Raw genomic sequence first — 20,148 nt, 5'->3', positions numbered from 1 at the left:
GGGGTGACGAACCGCTGCCCCCGTCTCCTTTCACATAGGCGCTCGGTGGTGCCCAGAGTAGCATCCGGGGCGCACTGCGGCACGCAAACCCTTTAGGAAAAGCCTTCCGAAACGAACGTCACGGCATTTCCCTTTACGCATGGGAATTCCATCGGAATTCCCGCCCTTTCCCGGCCGCCCGAGCGGGTCCGGACGGCTCTCCACCAGCCCGTATACTCGATAGTCCCGGAATCCATCAATCAGCTTGCCTGGAGCAGCATTGTGACGAACGCGCGTCGGCACCCTCGGAGTACCACCGCCGATTCTGTGCTCACGGAAGTCGCGGACGCCGTCCGGCTCCAGGAGGGGCCGCCCGGAGTGCGGTCCGTCCTTCGCGCCCTGCGCCGCCTCGCCCCCGCCTCCACGAAGGACCTCAGCCGCGCGACCGGCCTGCCCGTCCCGATCGTGGCGGCGCTGGGCAACGAGCTGCGCCGCCGGGGCCTCGTCACCAAGGAGCGTCCGTCCCGGCTGACGGAGACCGGCCAGGACCTCGTCGCCCGGCTCGGCATGGACCTCGCCCTCGACGCCACCTGCCGCACCTGCGACGGGCGCGAGCTGGTCATCCCCGACGTGCTGGCGGAGGCCGTGCCGCGGCTGCGGGCGCTCATGGAGGCGGGCCCCGCCGCGGACATGGCGATCGACCAGTCGCACTGCACGGCGGAGACCAAGGTGCGCCGGGTGCTCGCGCTGCTCACGGCGGGGGCGCTGCCGGGCGGCTCGCTGCTGCTGATCGGCGACGACGACCTCGTCTCCCTCGCCGTCGCCGTGGTGGGCGACGTCCTCGGCGCCCCGATCGTCGAGCGGGTCACCGTCGTGGACATCTCGCCGGAGATCCTCGACTACATCCAGAAGGCGTCGGCCGGTCTCGGCACGCGCGTGGAGACGGTCCGGCACGACCTGCGCCTGCCGCTGCCCGCGGAACTCCACCGGCAGCACGACGTGGCCATGACCGACCCGCCGTACACCCCCGAGGGCGCCCGGCTCTTCCTCTCCCGTGCCGTGGAGGGGCTGCGGCCCGGTCCCGCGCACAGCGTCTTCTTCTCCTTCGGCGGCAAGAGCCCGGACGAGATGCTGGAGGTGCAGCGGGAGATCATGGCGCTCGGCCTGGTCACCAACGGCTACATCCGCAACTTCAACGAGTACGAGGGCAGCGGCATCCTCGGCGGGGTCGGCTTCTTCCAGCACCTCCTCACCACCAACTCGACCGCTCCCTCCCACGAGGGCGAGTTCAGCGGTCCCCTCTACACCGGCGACAAGCGGACCCGGCAGCGCGAGTACACGTGCGTGGCGTGCGAGACGCGGCTGCGCGTCGGCCCCGGCGCCCGCTGGACCTCGGTCGCCGCCCTGCGCGCCGACGGCTGCCCGAACTGCGGCAAGGGCCCCTTCCGCCCGGGCCGACTGGTCCCGGCGGACGAACCGACCCCCCCGGCGGCCCAGCAGCCCCCGCCCCCTGCCCCTGCCCCTGCCCCTGCCCCTGCCCCTGCCAGGACGCCCGCCCCCGCACCCACCGCTGCTCCCACCGCCGCCCCCGCCCCTCGCACCCCCGGCTGGCACGCCCCGTCCGACGCCGACCGGGCCGCCCTCGCGAACCGGGCGCGGCCGTACGTCACCCGTCAGGCCGACGAGCGTGATCTGCCGGCCATCGGGCGGTTCGAGGCCGAGATCGCCCGGGTCTCCTTCGGCGAGGACGCCATCGACGACCCCGAGCGGTGGGCGTCGCGCCTCGGCCGGGCCATGGAGAAGTCGAAGGAGGGCATGATCGTCGCCCACGGCCCGGGCGAGGAGCCCGTCGGCTGGTGCTGGGTGAGCATCAACCAGAACGCGATGACCGGCGACCGCTACGCCAACTTCCGCTCCCTGGCGGTGTCCCCGGTGGACAACCGCAGTGACGTGGCGGAACTCCTGCTCACCGCGGGCCTGGAGTTCTGCCTGGCGAACGGCATCACCGAGGTCGTCGGCCGGGTGCACGTGGGCAACGTCCCGATGCGCACGGTCTACCGCAAGTTCGGCTTCGACCCCACCAGCCTGTCGATGAAGCTGTTCCTGCCCGAGGGGGACCGGTGACGGCGGCCTTCGACCCCGACCGCGTCAAGTGCGTCGTATGGGACCTCGACGGCACCCTGTGGGACGACATCGCCGTCGAGTCCCCCACCGACGAACTGCCCACGCCCCGCCCCGAGATGCTCGCCGCGATCGACGCGCTGGCCGCCCACGGCGTGCTCAGCAGCATCGCGAGCCGCAGCGCGCCGTCGGTGCTGGACCGGCTGGACGCCGTGCCGGAGCTGCGTGCGCGCTTCCTCGCCCCGCAGGTGTCCTGGCAGGACAAGAGCGAGTCGCTGCGCAGGATCGCGAAGGACCTCGGCATCGCGGTGGACGCCCTGCTCCTGGTCGACGACTCCCCGTACGAGCGCGCCGAGGTCGAGGCCCTGCTGCCGGACGTGCGCACCCTCGCCCCCGAGGACGTGCCCGCGCTGACGGCCGCGTTCGAGGGCCGGGAGGTGACCCCCGAGTCCCGGGAGCGCGTGCACCGCTACCGCACCGAGGAGACCCGCCGGGCCGAGGGCGAGCGCTTCCAGGGCTCGCGCGAGGAGTTCCTGCGCTGGTGCGACATGCGCCTCACCGTCGGCGCGGCCACGCCCGACGAGAGCCCCCGCGCCCTGGAACTCGCCGCCCGCACCCACCGCCTGAACTCCTCCGGCCTCACCCCCGACCGGCTGCGCGAGCTGGCCGCCTCGGCGGGACACGAGCTGTACACGGCCCGCATGACGGACCGTTTCGGCGCGTACGGCATCATCGGCGCCGCCCTCGTCGACCGCACCGCCCCCGCCGTCTGGTCCGTCCCGCTGCTCGCGCTGTCCTGCCGGGTCGCCGGCCGGGGCGCGGCGGCGGCCTTCCTGTTCCGGCTCATGGAGCGGGCCCGGGCGGCGGGCGCCGAGGAGTTCCGGGTGACCCTGCGCCCGACCGACGCCAACCTGGAGATGCGCATCCTGCTCCGCCAGGCGGGCCTGCGCCGCACGGACGACACCCACACGGCCCACGCCGATTCCGCGGTCCTGGGCAGGCCCCTGCACGGCGACCTGCCGGCGCCGCCGACCTGGCTGCACGTATCCGACCGAGAGGACGCCGACGCGTGACGGAGACCCGAGACCGGGCGACGGTGGAACGGGAGCTCCGTTCGCTGATCGCCGAGGCCGCCCGCCTGGACGAGGCGGTGGTCGCCGAACTCCCCGCCGACACCGACCTGTTCGGCCCGCGGATCGGCCTCACCTCACTGGCCGGCGTGACCCTGCTCGGCACGATCGACCAACGCTACGGCGTCGACGTGGCCGCCCTGGACCTGAGCCTGGACAGTCTCCAGTCCATCGCCACGCTGTCGGACTTCGTCGCGTCCCACCTCCAGCCCACATAGGCATCCGGTTGTACGTCCTCCTTGTTCAAAATGGGTGATCCATACGGACATGCCGTGACTCGCCCAGGGCGGCGGCGTTGAACAGGGAGTGCGGCGGCGCGTCCTGCTGCCGCGCGATCCGAATTCACTAAAGGAGAACGTGATGTCTCGCATCGCGAAGGCAGCCGCAGTTGCCCTCGGCACCAGCGCCGTGGTCGTCACCGGGGCCGGCCTGGCCATGGCGGACGCGGGTGCGCAGGGCGCGGCTGTGGGCTCGCCGGGTGTCCTTTCTGGCAACGTCGTCCAGATTCCGGTCAACACGCAGCTCAACGTCTGCGGCAACAGCACCGGCGTCTCCGGCCTGCTGAACCCGACCTTCGGCCACACCTGCGTCAACGGCGACGGCCTCGGCAAGGGCGACCATGACAAGGGCTACGAGGACAAGGGCGGTCGGCACAACAGCGGTTCGGGCTACGGCGACTGACCAGCCCGTTGTGCGCACCACAAGAGCCCCGGCGCTCAAGGCGCCGGGGCTCTTGTGGTGCGCACGGCACAGCGTGAACACGGCACGTCACGCGTACCGGTAGATCCGGCCGATCTCCTCCAACTGGTCCGGCGTCACGTCCCACGGAGGCAGCTTCTCGTGCCGGGCGACGACCCGGCGGTACTGCCCGTCGCCCGGTCCCGGCGGCTCAGCGGGCACGTAGCGGTGGTCGCGGTGACGTTGCTGCCAGCGGGTCCACACCAGGTCCACGAAGGCGTGGTGCAGCCAGAACACAGGGTCGTTGACGGAGGCACCGCCGAGCATCGCCCCGCCGACCCACCGGTGCACCCGGTTGTGGTTACGCCAGGCGACGCTTCCCCCGCCGGTCCCCCACCCCTCCAGCTTGTTGCGGAACCCCTGTGTGACCGTCGACCCCCAGGGCGCGGTGTCGTAGAGCGGGTCCTTCAGCGCCCACTCCAGTTCGCTCTTGGTGGGCAGTTCGATCGGGTCGCGGGCGCGGCCGAGGTCCCGGGTGAGGAACTCCCCGTCCGTAACGCCCTCCTTGATCGTCCAGTTGCCGGCGGGGTAGGCGAACGGCCCGGTCGTCACCTGGCGATCGGAGCGCCGACCGTCACCGCCGAGCAGGTCCTCGGTCCAAGGCGCGGAAGTCTTGGAACGGTCACGCGTCCAGTCCCAGTACGGCACCGTCACCGAGGAGTCGACCCGGCGCAGCGCCTTCTCCAGCTCCAGCAGGAACCGCCGGTGCCAGGGCAGGAAGGAGGGCGCCATGTGGGCCGTGCGCAGGCCGCCCTCACCGTCGGAGACGTAGTACTCGATGTGCATTCGGACGAACTCGTCGTACTCGCCTCGTCGTTTGATCTCCAGCAGCGCCTTCACGAACCGCCGCCGCTCAGCGCCGGTGAGCATGCTGACGTCCTTACGCGTGTAGACCATGGTGTCCCCCCATGTGCGATACGTCCGTCCTGTCTGTCCCGCGTTTCCCGTCTGCCCCTCGTGTTCCGACTGGTCCGTGGTGCGGGCGGTCCCTCGGGGCGCCGGTGGCGCGCAGCTGTTCTGCCGGGCCCAGTTCGTCGACGGCGGCGCGGGCCGCCTCCAGTGGGGTGTCGTACGAGCGGTAGTGGTCGACCGTGCTCAGCCAGGTACCGTCCGCCCGACGCATGAGGTGCAGCGCACGGCCGTCGACCGTGACCTCCCACCGGGGGCCGTCGCCGGGCGCGCGATCCGCCGGCGTGAGGACGCCGCGGAGGCGCTTGCCGCGGTACGTCTCCTCGAAGGAGCCGGGCGGGATGTCCGCGGACCCGTCCGGCGGACCGGGGGGCTGGAACGCGGCGACGACCGGGGCGAGCGCGAGTGCGGCGCCGGCGCCGAGCAGCCCGCGCAGCAGGTTCCGTCGAGTGCCGCGGGCCGGGCGCCGTCTCACCGCCCCCAGCGGAACCGCGGTGACGGGTGCTCCGTCGGCGTTGACGACCATGGTGTGCTCCTCGTCCTGTTCGGTTGTCCGTTTAACCGCTTGGCGGTCCGTCTGGTCACCACCCGCCGCCCGATCACCCGTCAGAAGCACGCGGACAGCCCGGACAGGACGTCCGGACCCGCTGTGTTCCGGGTCTCGCGACAGCCCCTCAGCCAGACCGAGGTCCGCGCCGGACGACACGCTCCGGGATCAGACGGCCCCCGACAGGGTGCGGCCCCCCGGGCGCTCCCGCATCGGCAGGGCAACGGCTGAATGGTCAGCCCGTCCAGAAATCCCACCACCGGGTCAGGATCAGCATGCCGACGACCCCGAGGTGCAGAAGGGGCGGCACCCAGGTGAACTCGTCGAAGAACGTCCGCAACCCTGCTGGCCCCGGCAGCAACCCGTGGCGTACGTCGAAGGAGACGGCGTACCAGAACAGCAGGATCGTGGCGACCCACGCCAGGCAGCACCACAGGCACAGCGCGTTGATCCGGTACAGGGACTCGAACTGCAGCCAGGACACGAACCCCACACCGAAGAGACAGCCGGCCGTGAAGATCAGCCAGTACCAGCGGGGGAAGGCTGCACGGGCCGACAGACTCATGCCGACACAGACGACGATGGCGTAGGCCACCAAGCCCAGCATCGGGTTGGGGAAGCCGAACGCCGAGGCCTGGCCGCTCTTCATGACGCTGCCGCAGGACACCACCGGGTTCAGACTGCAGCCCGGGGTGAATCCGGGTTCCTCCAGCAGCTTGAACTCGTCGATGGTGATGACCCAGGAGGCCAGCAGCCCCGCCGCGCCGGTGAGGACGAGGAACAGGGCGTACGCGCGGCGGCTCCCGGCGACGTGCGCGCGGCTGCCGCCCGCGTCTTCCGCCCTGCTGTCACCCCCGGTTCCCGTCATCATCTACGCAGGCTGCGGGCCGGCAGGACGGCGTGTGCCGCGGCCGTGAGAGTCTCCTCGGCCCCCGCGAACGCGGCCAGCTCCTCGGGCTCGACGGGCTTGCCGGGCACAGCCTCAGGCCACGGCCGGGTGGTGAAGACGAGATAGGCGTAGCCGCGTTTCTCGACGGCCGCGAGCCACTCGGGCGGTGGAAGGCACTGGGCGTTGAAGCTCGGCGCGTTCAGGACCGCCTGGCCCGCCTCGACGAGGAGGGTCACCGGCAGGCTCGGCCGGACGGCACCGTCGACCAGGTCTCCTCCGACGGGCAAGCCGTGGTCGGTGAGCAGGCGCTCGACAGCTGCGGTCGTCGCCTCGGGGCCGTCCGCGGCGTCGCCGAGGGAGTAGGCGAGGAGGTAGGGCATGTCGCCGCCGTCCGGGGCCTCGCCGCTCCATGGCATCACCACGAGGGTGCCCAGGTCGGCCGCGCGGAAGGGCAGGGTTGCGCTGGTGGTTGGGGTCACCGCGCGACTTTATCGGCGGCCCGCTGGGCGGCCGGGCGCGTTCTCACCCGTACGGAGGACGCCCCACCAGTGCTCCACACGAACGAGGGACGGTCCCCCGGCCCGGCTCGAACAGCGCACCGAGGGCCGGCCCGTACGACACGGCGCCGGCCCTGCGGGAAGAACGTCTCAGCTCTTCAGGGGCAGTCCGCCAAGGAGCGGCTTGGGGCTGTTGAGAGCGCCGGTCGCGCCCTTGACGGTGTTGAGCACGGAGTCCTTGTTCTCGGTGTCGAGCGCGTTCGACTGGTGCTGCAGCCGCGTCACGTCCGGCCCGTCGAGGGCGACGGGACCCTTGGTGAGCGTGTTCACTGCGCCAGTGAGGCTGGTGGGCGTGAGATCGGCGGTGCTGTTGGCGAACGCGGGCGCGGCGGCACCGGCGAGGACCATGGACCCGGCAATGACAGCGGCGGCCTTCAGGGACTTCATCGGGTTCCTTTCTTCGGCGACTCGGCAACTCAAGTCACCAGGGGAAGTCTGACGCCATGCACAACGAGTCCCGCCGGAAGCGGAAACCCCGTGTGCGGGAAATCTCGAGCACCCCCGGCAGAGGCCCCCTCCCCGAGCGAGAAGGCCCTGCCGGGTGCTGAATTCAAGGAGCGGTCAGAAGGCCCGCCAAGAGCGGCCTGTCGAGGATTCTCGGCCGGGGTCCTGGCTCCGCCGCCCTTCGGGACAACGCCAACGGCCGCCCTCCTGGGGGGAGGACGGCCGCTCGAAGAAGCGCGGCGTGGCGTCAGTCGTTGACGCAGATGCTGCCGAACGCCGGGTTCAGCAGGCCGGTTGCGTCGGTCGAGTTGCCGCAGGTGTTGGTCTGGTCGTGCAGCGGCAGCTGGATGACATTGCCGGACAGCAGGCCAGGGGAGTGCGCGGCGACGGCCTCCGCGCCACTGTCGGCAACGGCGATGCCAGAGGCGCCGGCGATGGCCGCGGTGGCAACGGAGGTCAGGACCAGGCCCTTCGCGATACGCGACATGGAGAGGTGCTCCTTGAGGTTTTGACACAAACACCCGGGCGGGGTGCCCGGCACTGAGGTCAACGCGCGCGATTCCCCGGAGTTGCGCAGCCATTCGAGTGACGCCACGACGGGCCAGACTTCACGATTCCGACACACTTGACCGGTATCAGCGTATTAGTCCAGATACTGGTTAGAGTTGCGCCTCGCCCGCTGCTCCTACAGCCAGCAAATAGCACCGCAGGCATCGATGGATATCGACAGACACCGACTCCACGGTCTTTTGGAAAGGGCACCGCCGGTCATGCGCATTTCCCTGGGTCCGCTGCTGCGCGGCACGACGGCCGGAGTTCTCGCCCTCGCCTCGGTCTGGGCGCTGGGCAGCGCGCGGGCGATCGGCGCCCCGCCCCTCACCGAGGCGGAGAGCATCCACTTCGCGCAGCGCTACCGCGCGACCCAGCACGGCGGCATCGTCCGCGCCGCCAACACGGCGATCAGCTGCCGCGCGGCCCCGGCGGCCAGGGCTGTGCCCTCCTGCCCGTCGGTGCGTCAGGGCGCGGCGGCCGTCAACAACGAGTTCGACATGTTCTACGTCGACGTCGACGCCGACCCGAACACCTACAACTCCTCCAGCGCCGAAGTCCGTCTCCCCCGGGGCGCGCGGGTGTCGTACGCGCGGCTGTACTGGGGCGGCAACCTGCGCGTCGGCGAGCAGAAGCCGCCCGCGGACAACGCGCGCGTGCTGATCGCCGAGCCTGGCGGGCAGTACAAGGCGGTGCTCGCGGACACGGTCGTCGGCCACCGGGCGGCCCAGGGCGCCGACGCCTTCCAGGCCTCCGCCGACGTCACCGACCTGGTGCGCGACAGCGGCCGGGGCCTGTACACGGTCGCGCAGATCAACGTGGCCATGGGCAGGTCGGCGGCCGGCGCCTGGGGCGGCTGGACGCTGGTGGTGGCGTACGAGAACCCGGCGGAGCCGCTGCGTCACCTGGCCCTGTGGGACGGCTTCGACACCCTCGGCTCCTCCTCCGGCTCCGCCGCAGGCGCTGCCGCCGGGAAGGAGATCCGGCTGCGCGGGCTCGCCATCCCCCCGGGTGCGGGCGGCCGGGCCGGGCTCGTCGGGTACGACGGCGACCGCGGCCGAACGGGTGATTCGCTCATGTTCTCGACCGGTGGTCGAGTGACCACAGCGCTCACGGACCCGGTCAATCCATCTGACGATGTGTTGAACTCCACGATCAGCGAGCCGGGGGCGGCTCCGGCGGCGCGTGTACCGGCGTACGTCAACACCCTCGGCTACGACTCCGATGTGTTCGATCTCGGCCGGGGTTTGCGGCGCGGCGGTGACCAGCTTGCCGTTCGGCTCGTTTCCACCCGGGACGCGGCGTGGGCCGGGGCGCTCTTCGTCGCCGTCGACACACGAAAGAAGTAGCCGAGCGCGTTCCCGCACGTCCCGAGCGCCACCGTGAGCGAGGAAACCGCGCCATGCACCAGCCAGAACCCGACGACAGACCCCGGGTCCTGCACCTCACCCAGCCCGTGGACGGCGGGGTCGCCCGGGTCGTGACGGACCTGGCGCGGGCCCAGCTCGCAGCCGGCCTGCACCTCACCGTGGCCTGCCCCGACAGCCCCCTCGCCGACGACCTGCGCGCGCTGGGCGCGAACGTACGGCACTGGGCGGCGACGCGGGCGCCGGGGCCCTCGCTCCCCGGTGAGGTACGGCGGCTCGGACGCCTGCTCGACGAGGTACGCCCCGATCTGGTGCACGCGCACAGCGCCAAGGCCGGACTGGCCGGGCGGCTCGCGGTGCGCGGGCGGATCCCGACCGTGTTCCAGCCGCACGCCTGGTCCTTCGAGGCGGTCGGCGGCCCCACCGCGGCCCTCGCGCTCGCCTGGGAGCGGTTCGGGGCGCGGTGGGCCGACCGGCTGGTGTGCGTGAGCGAGGCGGAGCGCGCGACCGGGGAACGCGCCCGGATCGCCGGGCGGTGGAGCGTCGTCCCCAACGGCATCGACCCCGAGCGCTTCCACCCGGCTCCCGTCGACACCGTACGGGCCGCCCTTCTCCCGCTGCTCGCGCCGGCGGCGCCCCTGGTGGTGTGCGTGGGGCGGCTGTGCCGGCAGAAGGGGCAGGACGTGCTGCTGGCGGCGTGGGCGGACGTGGAACGGAAGGTGCCCGGCGCCCGGCTGGCGCTGGTCGGCGACGGGCCGGACGGGGAGCAGCTGCGCTCCCGGGCACCGGAGTCGGTGCTGTTCACCGGTGCCGTCGCCGACGCCGTGCCCTGGTACCAGGCCGCCGACCTCGTCGTACTGCCCTCGCGCTGGGAGGGCATGGCGCTGGCCCCGCTGGAGGCGCTCGCCTGCGGGCGGCCCGTCGTGGTGACCGACGTGGACGGCGCCCGGGAGAGCCTGCCGGACCCGCTCGCCGCCCGCTGTCTGGTGCCCGCCCAGAACCCGGCGGCGCTGGCCGACGCCGTCGCCGGACTGCTCCTCGACCCGCTGCTGCGCGAGTCGCTCGGCCACCGGGGACGCACTCACGTCCTGGCCGCGCACGACGTGCGGCGCACGGCCGAGGCGGTCGCGGACGTGTACCGAGAGCTGCTCACGACCACGGAAGGGGCGCGCGTCGCGCCCCCCGAGTGCAGGGAGTCCATCCACTCGTGACTGCGGAAAGCACCGTCCCCTCCCCGGGCGCGCAGCCCGGATACTCACCCGTCTCGGTCATTCCGCGGCGGGAGAGCGCAGCGGGATTCCGGTTCCCCACCCGGCGGCCCCCGGCGCAGCCCGTGTCGCCGCTGCCGCTGCTGCTCGCCGACGGCCTCGCCGCGTCGCTGGGCGCCCTGGCGCTGACCGGGGCGCAGCGCCGCCCCTTACTGGTGGCCCTGCTGGTCGCGGCCACGATGCTGCTGCGCCCGCAGCGCCCGCGCCCGGCGACGGGGGTGCTGGACGAACTGCCCGCCGTCTGCGGCCGGATCGCCGTGGCCTGGCTGGCGTTGGGCGCGTTCGTCGCGGCGTGGATCCCCGCGCACGCGCTCTCGGGCCACACCCTGCTCCTCGGGTGCGCGGCGCAGGCCGTGGCCGCGTGCGCAGGCCGCGCGGTCGTGCATCGGCGGCGCCGCCGGGCGCTGCTGCGCCGCCCGCGCGCCGCGCTCGTCATCGGCCCCGCCACGACCGCGCAGCGCGTCGCCGCCGCCGTGCTGCGCCACCCGCGCTGCGGGGTGCGGCCGGTGGGAATCGTCGCCGAGCGCCCCGACGGCGCCGACGGACTGCCGGTGCTGACCACCGGTCAGGAGGTGCAGCGGGCCCTCATCCAGAACGGCGTCCGGGACGTCCTGTGCGTCCACCCGGCCGTGCGCACCGTGCAGGGCCCGCTGCTGCGGGCGCTCGCCGAGTCGGGCTGCACCGTGTGGGAGATCGACGCCGACACCCCCTCGTACGCGAGCCGTGAGCAGCTCGCCGGGTTCTCCTGCCGCCGCCTCGACATGGGCGCCCGGCGCCGGGGCAGCCTCGGCAAGCGGCTGCTGGACGTCGTGGCCTCCGGGACCCTGCTGCTGCTGGTGAGCCCCCTGCTGCTGGTGTGCGCGGCGGTGCTGCGGCTGACCGACGGGCCGGGGATCGTCTTCCGGCAGGAGCGCATCGGCAAGGACGGCCGGCCCTTCACGCTGCTGAAGTTCCGCACCCACCGCCCGGTCGACGAGCACGAGGCCGCGACCCGCTGGAGCGTGGCCGGCGAGCGGGAGATGAGCCCGTTCTGCCGCTTCCTGCGCCGGACCTCGCTGGACGAGCTGCTCCAGCTGTGGAACGTCCTGTGCGGCGACATGAGCCTGGTCGGGCCGCGGCCCGAACGCCCCTTCTTCGTCGGCCAGTTCAGCCAGACCTACCCGGGCTACGCGGCCCGCCACCGGATGCAGACCGGCATCACCGGCCTCGCCCAGGTCCACGGGCTGCGCGGCGACACCTCCATCGAGGACCGGGCCCGCTTCGACAACGCGTACATCGACAACTGGTCGCTGTGGCAGGACGTCTGCATCCTGCTGCGCACCGCGGCCTCCCTCGTGCGACCGACCGGGAGCTGACCCGCCGATGACCCTCGCCCTGTCCGTGCCGCGCGCCCGGGCCCTGTCACCGGTGCTGCCCGTGGTCGCCGTGGTCGCCCTGCTCGGGCTGCCGTCCGCCCCCGGCGGGGAGGGCGGCGCCGGGCCGGCCGACGCACTGTCCGCGCTGGTCGTGCTGTTCTGCGCGGTACGGCTGCTGCGGCAGCGGCGACGCCCCCTGTCCCGGACGGCCGCCGTGGTCCTCGGGCTTCCGGTCGTCGGGCTCGCGCTCGCCGCGCTGGGCGCGTCCTCGCCGGGCGCGGGGCTCACCGGGCTCGGCCGCTATCTGCAGATCTTCGTGCTCGTCCCGGCGAGCGTCGTCCTCCTTGTCCGTGACCGGTCCGACTTCCGGGTGCTGGCCTGGTCGTTCGTCGGGCTCGCCGGGTGGCAGGGGGCGGTCGGCGTCCATCAGTTCGTCACCGGGACCGGCGCCTCCTACCAGGGCGAGGACATCCGGGCGGTCGGCACGTTCGGACCGCAGGACGTGATGGGCATGGCGACCGTCGTGTCGTTCGGACTGATCTGCGCGGTCGGGCTGGCGCTCGGCCGGACCTCGCCGCGGCAGCGGGCGGTCGCGGCCTGCTGCGCGCTCGCGCTGCTGGCGCCGCTCGCGCTGTCCTTCAGCCGGGGCGCGTGGATCGCGACCGCGCTGACCCTCACGGTCCAACTGGCCCTCGCCGGGCTGCGGCGGGCGCTGAAGGCAGCCGCGGTCGCGGTCGCGGCCGGGATGATCCTGGTCGGCGGCTTCGGCGTCGGCTCGGCGATGCTCCAGCAGCGCGTCAGCAGCATCACGCAGGTCACGGACGCACCCGACCAGTCGGTCACCGACCGGTACACGATGTGGGCGGCGGCGATCGGCATGTGGCGCGAACAGCCGCTCACCGGCGTCGGGTTGAAGGGCTTCCCCGAACACCGCGACGCGCACGCCTCCCTCGCGCTGTCCTCCGCCAGCGACACCGAGGGGGCGGGCTCGGGCTTCGTCCGGCAGCCGCTGCTCTCCCCGCACAACATGTACCTGCTGGTCCTCGCCGAGCAGGGCCTGATCGGGCTGCTCGCCCTCGCGGGCGGCTGGCTGGCGCTGCTGGCGTGCGGACTGCGCGGCTGGTTCCGCGTCCGGCGTTCCGGCCCCGGCCTCGACTGCGCGCTCGTCGCCTGCGGCCTGCTGCTCTGGCAGCTGATCGACTTCATGTACGCCGACATCGGCGGCCCCTCCACCGTCCTGACCGCGGTCGTCTTCGGGGTGGCGGCCTGGTGGGCGCTGGCCGGAGCGGACGCCGTGGGCAGCCTTCGCGAGGAGGCCCGCACCCGATGAACCCGACCCCTCCCCGCACCCCCCGCCCGACCGACCCCACCGCCGTCCCGCCGGCCCGCCCCGCCGCCCGACCGAAAGAGGCGACGAGAAGGACGGCGGGGAAGGCCCCCGGGGAGACGGTCCGGGGAGCGGGTGGTGCAGGGGGCGTGGGTCGGGGCGCAGAGGTGAGCGAGGGCGCGGGCACGGGCACAGGCACAGGCACAGGCACAGGCGCCGCCGAACTTCCTCCGCCCTCACGCGGTTTCCTTGCCAAGGCCGCTCTTGTCACCGCCGTCCTCTCCGTGGCCGGGGCGCTGCTCGGGCTGGTGCGGGATCAGGCGTTGGCCCGGCTGTTCGGGGCGGGCAGGGACACCGACGCGTTCCTCGTCGCGTGGACCGTGCCCGAGTTCGCGGCCACGCTGCTCATCGAGGACGGACTGGCGTTCGCCCTGATCCCCGCGTTCAGCATGGCGTTGGCCCGCCGCTCCCAGGGCGCCCCGGGCGACCCGGTGCGCGCGCTGGTCGCCGGCACGCTCCCCCGGCTGTCGCTGGCGTTCGTCGCGGTCGGCGCCCTGCTCATCGGCATCGCCCCGCAGCTGGTCGGCGCCCTCGCGCCCGGTCTGCCCGACCCCGCGCTCGCGGTGGACTGCACCCGGCTCACCGCGACCTGCGTGGTGAGCTTCGGGCTCGCCGGGTACTGCAGCGCGGCCCTGCGCGCGCACCGTCGGTACCTGGCGCCCGCGGCGATCTACGTCGCCTACAACGTCGGCATCATCACCGGGATGTTCGTGCTCGGCGGGCGCTGGGGGGTGCGGTCGGCGGCGGTCGGGGTCGCGGTGGGCGGTCTGCTGATGGTCGTCGTACAACTGCCGTCGCTGCTGGGGCAGTTGAGGAAGCGGGAGGTGGGCGGGGAGGCGGCCGTCGGGCAGGAGGAGCCACGGCCGCTCGACACCGCGCTCCTGACGACCGTGCTCCTGTTCGCCCTGTGCCGGCAGTCCCAGGTCCTCATCGAACGCTTCCTCGCCTCGCACCTCCCGGCCGGGGCGATCTCGCACCTGAACTACGCGCAGAAGGTCGCGCAGATGCCGATGATCCTGTCGGTGATGGTGTGCACGGTCACCTTCCCGGTGGTCGCGCGGGCGCTGGCCGAGGGGGACGCCGAGCGGGCCCGCAGCCGCGTGGAACGGGATCTGGCGCTGGCCGCGTGCATCGTGCTGCTGGGCACGGCCGCCGTGGTGGCGTGCGCGCCGCAGATCGTCGAGGTGCTCTTCCAGCGGGGCGCGTTCACCGCGCGGGACACGGCGGCGACGGCCGGCGTGATGCGCGTGTACGCGCTCGGACTGCTCGGCCAGACCCTGGTGGGCGTCCTGGTCCGCTCCTACTTCTCGGCGGGCCGCGGCTCCTGGTACCCGGTGGGCTCGATGGCCGCCGGGATCGCCGTGACCTCCTTGATCGGCGCGCTGAGCGTCCACGTCTGGGGCGTGTACGGGATCGCCGCCGCGAACGCGACCGGCATCACCGTCACCGCCCTGGTGCTGCTGGCCGGGATGGGTCCGCGCAGCGTCCCGGTCAGTGTCCGGGGCGTGCTGCGCGAGCTGAGCCGGCCGGTGGGCGCGGCCCTGGCGGCGGCCCTGGCGGGGGCCTTCGCCGCCGCGCGGTTCGCCGACCCGCTCGCCGGCCTCGCCGCCGGCGGGCTCACCGTGACCGTCGTCTACCTGCTGCTCGGCCGTGCCCTGGGCGCCCAGGGCATCGTCTCCGCCCTCCGTTCCGTACGTTCCGCGACCCGAAGGCTCTCCCATGGCCGCTTCTGACACCAGCAGACGCACTCCCGTCCCGTGGGTGGCGATGTACCACTCCGTCGACGACTGCCCCGAGGACCCTTACCAGATCACCGTCACACCCGAACGGCTGGAGAAGCAGCTGATGTGGCTGCGCCGGCGCGGACTGCGCGGCGTCTCCATGGGCCGGCTCCTCGCCGCCCGCGCCGAGGGCAAGGGCCGCAATCTCGTCGGTCTCACCTTCGACGACGGCTACGCCGACTTCCTCACCGACGCCCTGCCCGTGCTGCGCCGCCACCGCTGCAACGCCACCCTCTTCGTGCTGCCCGGCCGACTCGGCGGCGACAACGCCTGGGACCCGCTGGGCCCGCGCAAGCCCCTGCTGACCGCCGACGGCATCTGCCGCGCGGCCTACGAGGGCGTCGAGATCGGCTCGCACGGCCTCACCCACGTCGACCTCACCCGGGCCGACGACCTCACCCTCAAGGCGGAGACCGTCGAGAGCCGCGCCGCCCTCACCGCGCTCCTCGGCACCGAGGTCGCCGGCTTCTGCTACCCGTACGGGACGATCGACCGGCGCGCCATGAACGCCGTACGCGAAGCCGGTTACAGCTACGCCTGCGCGATCGACCCCGGGAAGCTCAACGGCCTGCACGCACTTCCCCGTGTGCACATCGGGGAGAACGACAACGCGCTGCGCCTGCTCCTGAAGTACCGGCTGCACCGGTTGCGCCGGCGTCCCGTCGAGGGGCTGCGGTGAAGGCGCTGCACATCATCACGGGGCTGGGCGTCGGCGGCGCCGAGCAGCAACTGCGGCTGCTGCTGCGCCACCTGCCGGTCGACTGCGACGTGGTGACGCTGACGAACCCGGGGTCGGTCGCCGACGGGCTGACCGCGGACGGGGTGCGGGTCGTGCACCTCGGCATGGCCGGCAACCGCGACCTCGGCGCGCTGCCGCGGCTGGTCCGGCTCATCCGCTCCGGCGGCTACGACCTCGTCCACACCCACCTCTACCGGGCCTGCGTCTACGGCCGGCTAGCGGCGCGGCTCGCGGGGGTGCGCGCCGTCGTCGCCACCGAACACTCCTTGGGCGCCTCGCAGTTGGAGGGGCGGAAACTGACCTCCGGGGTGCGTGCGCTCTACCTCGCCAGCGAGCGGTTGGGCCGCACCACGGTCGCCGTCTCCCCCACCGTCGCCGACCGGCTGCGCAGCTGGGGCGTCCCGGCCCCGCGGATCGAGGTCGTCCCCAACGGCATCGACCTGGCCCGGTTCCGCTTCGACCCCGACGCCCGCCACCGCACCCGACGGCGCCTCGGCCTGCCCGACGACGCCTACGTCATCGGCGGCATCGGACGCCTCACGACCGCCAAACGCTTCGACGTCGTCCTGCACGCCCTCGCCCGGCTCCCCGCCGACCACTGGCTGCTGCTGGTCGGCGGGGGCCCCGAGGAGAACGTGCTGCGGCGCACCGCGCACGAGGCGGGGGTCGCCGACCGTGTCCTGTTCACCGGCGAACGCCCCTACGTCCCGGACGGCGCCCCCGGCCCGGACCTGCCCTCCCTCACCTCCGCCATGGACCTGTTCGTCTCCCCCTCCCCCGAGGAGACCTTCGGCCTGGCCATCGTGGAGGCGCTGGCCTGCGGGCTGCCCGTGCTCTACGCCTCCTGCCCCGCGATCGAGCACCTGCCCGCCCGGGCGACGGCGGGCGCCCGCCGGGTGAGCGGCGGCGCCGAGGCGTTCGCCCGCGCGCTGACCGAGGCGCGCGCCGGGGCCTTCGGCCCGCGCACCGCGCCCGAGGCGGCCCGCCACTACGACATCACCCGCAGCGCCGCCCGGCTCATGGACGTGTACGCGGCCACCGTGTCCGGACCACCCCGGCTCTTCCCAACTACCCCGACACCCCAGGGAGTCAGTTCCCCATGACCGAGAACCCCCGTCGTCCTGCCGCCCCGCGCCGCGCCAGGATGCTCCCGCCGTGGTCCCTGCTCGCCGCCGGCGCCGTCGCCGGCGGCCTGCTCGGCGGCGTGTACGGGGCCGTCGAGCCGCCCGTGTACACGGCCACCGCCTATGTCGTCGCCGTCCCCACCGAGAAGTCCGACCCGGCGTCCGCGCTCGGCTTCGCGCAGGCCTACGGCCGGGTCGCCACCCAGCTCGCGGTGCTCGGGGACGCGCAGGTGTGGGCGGGCGTGCCGGTGAAGACGCTCCAGCGCGGTGTACAGACGGCGACCTCGCCGGACGCCCCGATGGTCTCGATCACGGCGACGTCCTCGCGTCCCGACCTGGCCGCCGACATGGCCAACGCGGTCTCCCGCTCGCTGACCCAGCACGCGAAGAGCTCGCAGGCCACCACCAACGTCGAGCTCCAGCAGTTCGCCCGCGCGGTCGAGCCGACCGACCCCTCCTCGGCGTCCCCCGTGGTGACCGCTCTGGTCGGGGCGAGCGCGGGCGGGCTGCTCGGCGCTCTGGTGCTGCTGGTGCGGCCGAAGCGGGCCCGGCAGGAGGAGGCGGCGCGTCCTGCCGCCGTCCCCGGCCCGGCCGTCGCCGCCGACGCGCACGGAACGCTGTGAAACCGACGTTCACCACCGAACTCGTCACGGACGAACAGGCCTTCGCCGCCCTCGCCCCCGCCTGGGGCCGCCTGTACCAGCGGTGCGCGACGGCCACCCCGTTCCAGAGTCACGCCTGGCTGCACTCGTGGTGGCTGTCGTACGGCAGGCGCGGGCGACTGCGTCTGCTGCTGGTCCGCGACGGCGGTGACCTCGTGGCCGCCGCCCCGCTGACGGCCGTCCGCCGGCCGCTGCCGGCGCTGGTGCCGCTCGGCGGGGCGATCTCGGACTACGGGGACGTCCTCGTCGACGACGCACACGGCGAGCGGGCCGTCGCCGCGCTCACCGAGGGCCTCGCGACGGCCGCCCGCACCGCGCTGATCGACTTCCGCGAGGTGCGGCCGGGCGGCGCGGTGGAGCAGGTCTACGAGCGCTGGCACGGGCCGCGGCGCCGGGTGAGCGACTCGACGTGCCTGGAGCTGCCGGCCGTCCCCATGGACGAGTTGGTGGCCCGGCTGCCGTCGGCGAAGGCCCAGCGGGTGCGTGCCAAGCTGCGCAAGCTGACCGCGCTGGGCGTGGAGCGTCAGGTCGTCTGCCCGGAGGACGTGGACTCGGCGCTGCGCCGGCTCCTGGAACTGCACCAGTTGCAGTGGCAGGGCCGGAAGGTGACCGGCGAGCATCTGCGCTCCCGCTTCTGTGAGCATCTGGTGCGCTCGGTCGGCCCGATGGTGCGTTCCGGGGACGCGGTGGTCACCGAGTTCCGGCTGGACGACGACGTGGTGGCCGTCGATCTGACGCTGCTGTCGCGCCGCCTGGCCGGGGGCTATCTCTACGGCGCCCATCCCCGGCTGCGGGAACGCAAGGCGGACGTGGCGGTGATGCTGCTCGACGCGTGCGCCGAGCACACCCGGGGCGGCGGGCACGCCGCGCTGAGCCTGCTGCGCGGCAACGAGCCCTACAAGCATCACTGGCGGCCCGAGCCGGTCGTCAACCAGCGGCTGCTGCTGGCCCGTCGGCGTACCGCGCCGCTGCTGTCGGCGGTCGTCTGCGACGTGGCCGCCCGGCGGCGGGGCAAGGAGCTGCTGCTCCGGCTGGAGCAGCGGAAGGAGCGTGACGGTGGCGGCAGGTCCTGACGTGGGCCGGCCGCCACCGCACCGCGGTTCACCGGTTGCGCGACCACCAGTCCAGGCGGACGCAGAGCTTGCCGCCGAGCCAGTACTCGACCCAGTCGCCGAGGTCCATCGGCGCGCAGTTCACCGGGGGTTCGGCAGTGGGCTCGGTCGTGGGCTCGGTCGTGGGCGGTTGTGTGGTGGGGTCCGTCGTGGTCGGCTCGTCGGTGCGGCCGGACAGGAGCGAGCGGTACACCTCGGACGACCGCGGGTTCTGCCGGCACTGCCAGACGCCGTGCGGGCAGTAGTCGGTCAGCGTGTTGTACAGCGGTTTGTGCTCGTCCATCCAGGCGAGCATGCGCCGCATGTATTCGGCGTTGTCACCGTTGCGGAAGAGTCCCCATTCGGGATAGGAAATGGGCTTGCCGTGGGATCTGGCGAATTCCACGTGTTCCTGGAGCCCGTAGGGTTCTTTCACCTGCTCGTCGAAGGACAGCCCGGTCGGCTGGTCGTACGAGTCCATTCCGATGATGTCGACGGTGTCGTCCCCCGGATAACACTGGGTCCAGGGAACGGCGTCCTTGCCGCGGGTCGGCGTGAAGTCGAACCTGAATTTCTGGCCCGGCACCGAACGCATCGTGGAGACGATCCTGTTCCAGTACTTCTTCCAGGCCTCCGGGTCCGGCCCGCAGCGATGGGTGTACGTGATGCCGTTCATCTCCCAGCCGAGCACGATCACGGTGTCCGGCACCTTCAGCGCGACGAGCCGTTCGGCGAGAGCCCTGAAGTGGTGATCGAACTCCCCGGCCGCGCCCAGCCGCAGCAGCCTGCGCACCTCGGTGTCGGACACGCCCTCCTCGTTGCGCTCCATCATGGGCACGTTGAGGACGAACATCCGGTCGTCCTTCGCCAGCCGCCAGTGCGCCCACGCGTCGAGGAAGCCGGGCGGGCCCTCGATGTTGCGCCAGCGGTCGCCCGGCAGGTAGGTGTGGGCGACGCGCAGCTCGGCGCCGCCGAGCCAGGCGCTGAGCTGGGCGATGCGGGCCACGCCCCGGGCGCCGTAGTCGAGGTAGGCGCCGAAGGCGGGGGGGACCTTCGCGGGCAGGGTGGACGCGGTGGCGGTGGGGACCGGGGTGGGGGTCTCCGCCGGGGTCGCCGAGGCCTGCGGGGTCTCCGAGGCCTGCGGGGTCACGGACGTCACCGGGATCACGGGCGTCACCGGGGCAACCGGGGTGACCTGGGCCGCAGGGGTCGCCCCCGGCACGGGGACGACCGGGTCGGCCGCCGCGGGCGCCTGTGCGACGACCGCGGGTGCCGGGATGTTCGGGACGGTCGGGGTGGGAGCGGGAGGATCGGCGACCCGCACCACCCCCGCACCCGCGGCGAATCCAGGTCCGGACGCCAGGGCGGCCGAGGCCGCGACCGCCGCCGCGACGACGGCCAGCCGCCGGGTGCGCACGCGTCGCTGCTGTGGGGCCATGCCTGCTCCCTTCTCCACTCTCGCGTAACGCGCACTGCTCGCGCATTACTGACACTCAGTCATATGAAAGTCA

Annotated in this window: 20 protein-coding genes; 13 read left to right on the top strand and 7 right to left on the bottom strand. The window is 73.2% G+C overall.

Going from position 1 to position 20,148, the window contains the following annotated elements:
- Positions 1 to 306 precede the first annotated feature (306 nt).
- The 4 genes from ACIBAF_RS29935 (at position 307) to ACIBAF_RS29920 (ending at position 3,911) form a co-directional block, all read left to right on the top strand.
- The gene (locus ACIBAF_RS29935) at positions 307 to 2,103 is read left to right on the top strand and encodes a GNAT family N-acetyltransferase (protein ID WP_399467183.1); all 1,797 of its coding nucleotides are present in this window, start codon (positions 307 to 309) and stop codon (positions 2,101 to 2,103) included.
- Entirely contained in the window at positions 2,100 to 3,173 is a 1,074-nt protein-coding gene (locus tag ACIBAF_RS29930) for an HAD-IIIC family phosphatase (RefSeq protein WP_399467182.1), read from the top strand. The genes ACIBAF_RS29935 and ACIBAF_RS29930 overlap by 4 nt, the downstream gene beginning before the upstream one ends.
- Positions 3,170 to 3,448 (top strand): acyl carrier protein, encoded by a 279-nt coding sequence (locus ACIBAF_RS29925; RefSeq protein WP_399467181.1) that lies wholly within the window; start codon positions 3,170 to 3,172, stop codon positions 3,446 to 3,448. The genes ACIBAF_RS29930 and ACIBAF_RS29925 overlap by 4 nt, the downstream gene beginning before the upstream one ends.
- A gap of 142 nt (positions 3,449 to 3,590) precedes the next feature.
- Positions 3,591 to 3,911, top strand: coding sequence for a chaplin (locus ACIBAF_RS29920; RefSeq protein WP_399467180.1), 321 nt, complete (start codon positions 3,591 to 3,593; stop codon positions 3,909 to 3,911).
- An 87-nt stretch (positions 3,912 to 3,998) separates the two neighbouring features.
- On the opposite strand, the gene ACIBAF_RS29915 is transcribed toward ACIBAF_RS29920, so the two are convergent.
- The 6 genes from ACIBAF_RS29915 to ACIBAF_RS29890 all read right to left on the bottom strand — a co-directional run bounded on the left by ACIBAF_RS29915 (position 3,999) and on the right by ACIBAF_RS29890 (position 7,801).
- Entirely contained in the window at positions 3,999 to 4,865 is an 867-nt protein-coding gene (locus tag ACIBAF_RS29915; RefSeq protein WP_399467179.1) for a tyrosinase family protein, read from the bottom strand.
- Complete coding sequence (locus ACIBAF_RS29910) at positions 4,849 to 5,403, bottom strand: tyrosinase family oxidase copper chaperone (RefSeq protein ID WP_399467178.1); 555 nt, start codon at positions 5,401 to 5,403, stop codon at positions 4,849 to 4,851. The genes ACIBAF_RS29915 and ACIBAF_RS29910 overlap by 17 nt, the downstream gene beginning before the upstream one ends.
- A 256-nt stretch (positions 5,404 to 5,659) precedes the next feature.
- Complete coding sequence (locus tag ACIBAF_RS29905; protein WP_399467219.1) at positions 5,660 to 6,292, bottom strand: vitamin K epoxide reductase family protein; 633 nt, start codon at positions 6,290 to 6,292, stop codon at positions 5,660 to 5,662.
- The gene (locus ACIBAF_RS29900) at positions 6,292 to 6,792 is read right to left on the bottom strand and encodes a DUF5949 family protein (RefSeq protein ID WP_399467177.1); all 501 of its coding nucleotides are present in this window, start codon (positions 6,790 to 6,792) and stop codon (positions 6,292 to 6,294) included. The genes ACIBAF_RS29905 and ACIBAF_RS29900 overlap by 1 nt, the downstream gene beginning before the upstream one ends.
- Before the next feature lie 168 nt (positions 6,793 to 6,960).
- Complete coding sequence (locus ACIBAF_RS29895; protein WP_399467176.1) at positions 6,961 to 7,257, bottom strand: hypothetical protein; 297 nt, start codon at positions 7,255 to 7,257, stop codon at positions 6,961 to 6,963.
- A 304-nt stretch (positions 7,258 to 7,561) separates the two neighbouring features.
- The gene (locus tag ACIBAF_RS29890; protein WP_399467175.1) at positions 7,562 to 7,801 is read right to left on the bottom strand and encodes a chaplin; all 240 of its coding nucleotides are present in this window, start codon (positions 7,799 to 7,801) and stop codon (positions 7,562 to 7,564) included.
- A 283-nt stretch (positions 7,802 to 8,084) separates the two neighbouring features.
- On the opposite strand from ACIBAF_RS29890, the gene ACIBAF_RS29885 reads away from it, so the two are divergent.
- Genes ACIBAF_RS29885 through ACIBAF_RS29845 form a run of 9 tightly spaced genes read left to right on the top strand, consistent with a single transcriptional unit; the run spans position 8,085 to position 18,619 of the window.
- On the top strand, positions 8,085 to 9,212 hold the full coding sequence (locus tag ACIBAF_RS29885) for a DUF3344 domain-containing protein (protein WP_399467174.1): 1,128 nt from the start codon (positions 8,085 to 8,087) through the stop codon (positions 9,210 to 9,212).
- Between the two features lie 53 nt (positions 9,213 to 9,265).
- A complete protein-coding gene (locus ACIBAF_RS29880) occupies positions 9,266 to 10,441 on the top strand; it encodes a glycosyltransferase (protein WP_399467173.1) in 1,176 nt (391 codons plus the stop codon).
- Entirely contained in the window at positions 10,438 to 11,853 is a 1,416-nt protein-coding gene (locus tag ACIBAF_RS29875; RefSeq protein ID WP_399467172.1) for an exopolysaccharide biosynthesis polyprenyl glycosylphosphotransferase, read from the top strand. Before ACIBAF_RS29880 ends, ACIBAF_RS29875 begins: the two co-directional genes overlap by 4 nt.
- A gap of 7 nt (positions 11,854 to 11,860) precedes the next feature.
- Entirely contained in the window at positions 11,861 to 13,183 is a 1,323-nt protein-coding gene (locus tag ACIBAF_RS29870) for an O-antigen ligase family protein (protein ID WP_399467171.1), read from the top strand.
- Entirely contained in the window at positions 13,180 to 14,973 is a 1,794-nt protein-coding gene (locus tag ACIBAF_RS29865) for a lipid II flippase MurJ (RefSeq protein ID WP_399467170.1), read from the top strand. The genes ACIBAF_RS29870 and ACIBAF_RS29865 overlap by 4 nt, the downstream gene beginning before the upstream one ends.
- A complete protein-coding gene (locus tag ACIBAF_RS29860) occupies positions 14,960 to 15,700 on the top strand; it encodes a polysaccharide deacetylase family protein (RefSeq protein WP_399467169.1) in 741 nt (246 codons plus the stop codon). The genes ACIBAF_RS29865 and ACIBAF_RS29860 overlap by 14 nt, the downstream gene beginning before the upstream one ends.
- Positions 15,697 to 16,863 (top strand): glycosyltransferase, encoded by a 1,167-nt coding sequence (locus ACIBAF_RS29855; RefSeq protein WP_399467168.1) that lies wholly within the window; start codon positions 15,697 to 15,699, stop codon positions 16,861 to 16,863. Before ACIBAF_RS29860 ends, ACIBAF_RS29855 begins: the two co-directional genes overlap by 4 nt.
- On the top strand, positions 16,860 to 17,507 hold the full coding sequence (locus ACIBAF_RS29850) for a lipopolysaccharide biosynthesis protein (protein WP_399467167.1): 648 nt from the start codon (positions 16,860 to 16,862) through the stop codon (positions 17,505 to 17,507). Before ACIBAF_RS29855 ends, ACIBAF_RS29850 begins: the two co-directional genes overlap by 4 nt.
- Positions 17,504 to 18,619, top strand: a complete 1,116-nt coding sequence (locus ACIBAF_RS29845; protein WP_399467166.1) for a GNAT family N-acetyltransferase — start codon at positions 17,504 to 17,506, stop codon at positions 18,617 to 18,619. The genes ACIBAF_RS29850 and ACIBAF_RS29845 overlap by 4 nt, the downstream gene beginning before the upstream one ends.
- A 28-nt stretch (positions 18,620 to 18,647) precedes the next feature.
- Here the strand turns inward: ACIBAF_RS29845 and ACIBAF_RS29840 are convergent, their stop codons facing one another.
- Positions 18,648 to 20,075: a glycosyl hydrolase gene (locus tag ACIBAF_RS29840; protein WP_399467165.1), complete on the bottom strand. Its 1,428-nt coding sequence runs from the start codon at positions 20,073 to 20,075 to the stop codon at positions 18,648 to 18,650.
- Between the last annotated feature and the right edge of the window lie 73 nt (positions 20,076 to 20,148).

Origin of the sequence: Streptomyces sp. NPDC051677 (assembly GCF_044453465.1) — a bacterium.
Classification (GTDB): Bacteria; Actinomycetota; Actinomycetes; order Streptomycetales; family Streptomycetaceae; genus Streptomyces.
Note: the sequence above shows the minus strand (reverse complement) of the source record. Positions and strands in the feature narration are given on the sequence as shown.

Excerpts from the sequence above, each read along its gene's own strand:
- ACIBAF_RS29850 (WP_399467167.1), top strand. The coding sequence starts at position 16,860 with ATGACCGAGAACCCCCGTCGTCCTGCCGCCCCGCGCCGCGCCAGGATG.
- ACIBAF_RS29910 (WP_399467178.1), bottom strand. The coding sequence starts at position 5,403 with ATGGTCGTCAACGCCGACGGAGCACCCGTCACCGCGGTTCCGCTGGGG.
- ACIBAF_RS29895 (WP_399467176.1), bottom strand. The coding sequence starts at position 7,257 with ATGAAGTCCCTGAAGGCCGCCGCTGTCATTGCCGGGTCCATGGTCCTC.
- ACIBAF_RS29890 (WP_399467175.1), bottom strand. The coding sequence starts at position 7,801 with ATGTCGCGTATCGCGAAGGGCCTGGTCCTGACCTCCGTTGCCACCGCG.
- ACIBAF_RS29905 (WP_399467219.1), bottom strand. The coding sequence starts at position 6,292 with ATGACGGGAACCGGGGGTGACAGCAGGGCGGAAGACGCGGGCGGCAGC.
- ACIBAF_RS29915 (WP_399467179.1), bottom strand. The coding sequence starts at position 4,865 with ATGGTCTACACGCGTAAGGACGTCAGCATGCTCACCGGCGCTGAGCGG.
- ACIBAF_RS29885 (WP_399467174.1), top strand. The coding sequence starts at position 8,085 with ATGCGCATTTCCCTGGGTCCGCTGCTGCGCGGCACGACGGCCGGAGTT.
- ACIBAF_RS29840 (WP_399467165.1), bottom strand. The coding sequence starts at position 20,075 with ATGGCCCCACAGCAGCGACGCGTGCGCACCCGGCGGCTGGCCGTCGTC.
- ACIBAF_RS29920 (WP_399467180.1), top strand. The coding sequence starts at position 3,591 with ATGTCTCGCATCGCGAAGGCAGCCGCAGTTGCCCTCGGCACCAGCGCC.
- ACIBAF_RS29880 (WP_399467173.1), top strand. The coding sequence starts at position 9,266 with ATGCACCAGCCAGAACCCGACGACAGACCCCGGGTCCTGCACCTCACC.
- ACIBAF_RS29860 (WP_399467169.1), top strand. The coding sequence starts at position 14,960 with ATGGCCGCTTCTGACACCAGCAGACGCACTCCCGTCCCGTGGGTGGCG.
- ACIBAF_RS29865 (WP_399467170.1), top strand. The coding sequence starts at position 13,180 with ATGAACCCGACCCCTCCCCGCACCCCCCGCCCGACCGACCCCACCGCC.
- ACIBAF_RS29870 (WP_399467171.1), top strand. The coding sequence starts at position 11,861 with ATGACCCTCGCCCTGTCCGTGCCGCGCGCCCGGGCCCTGTCACCGGTG.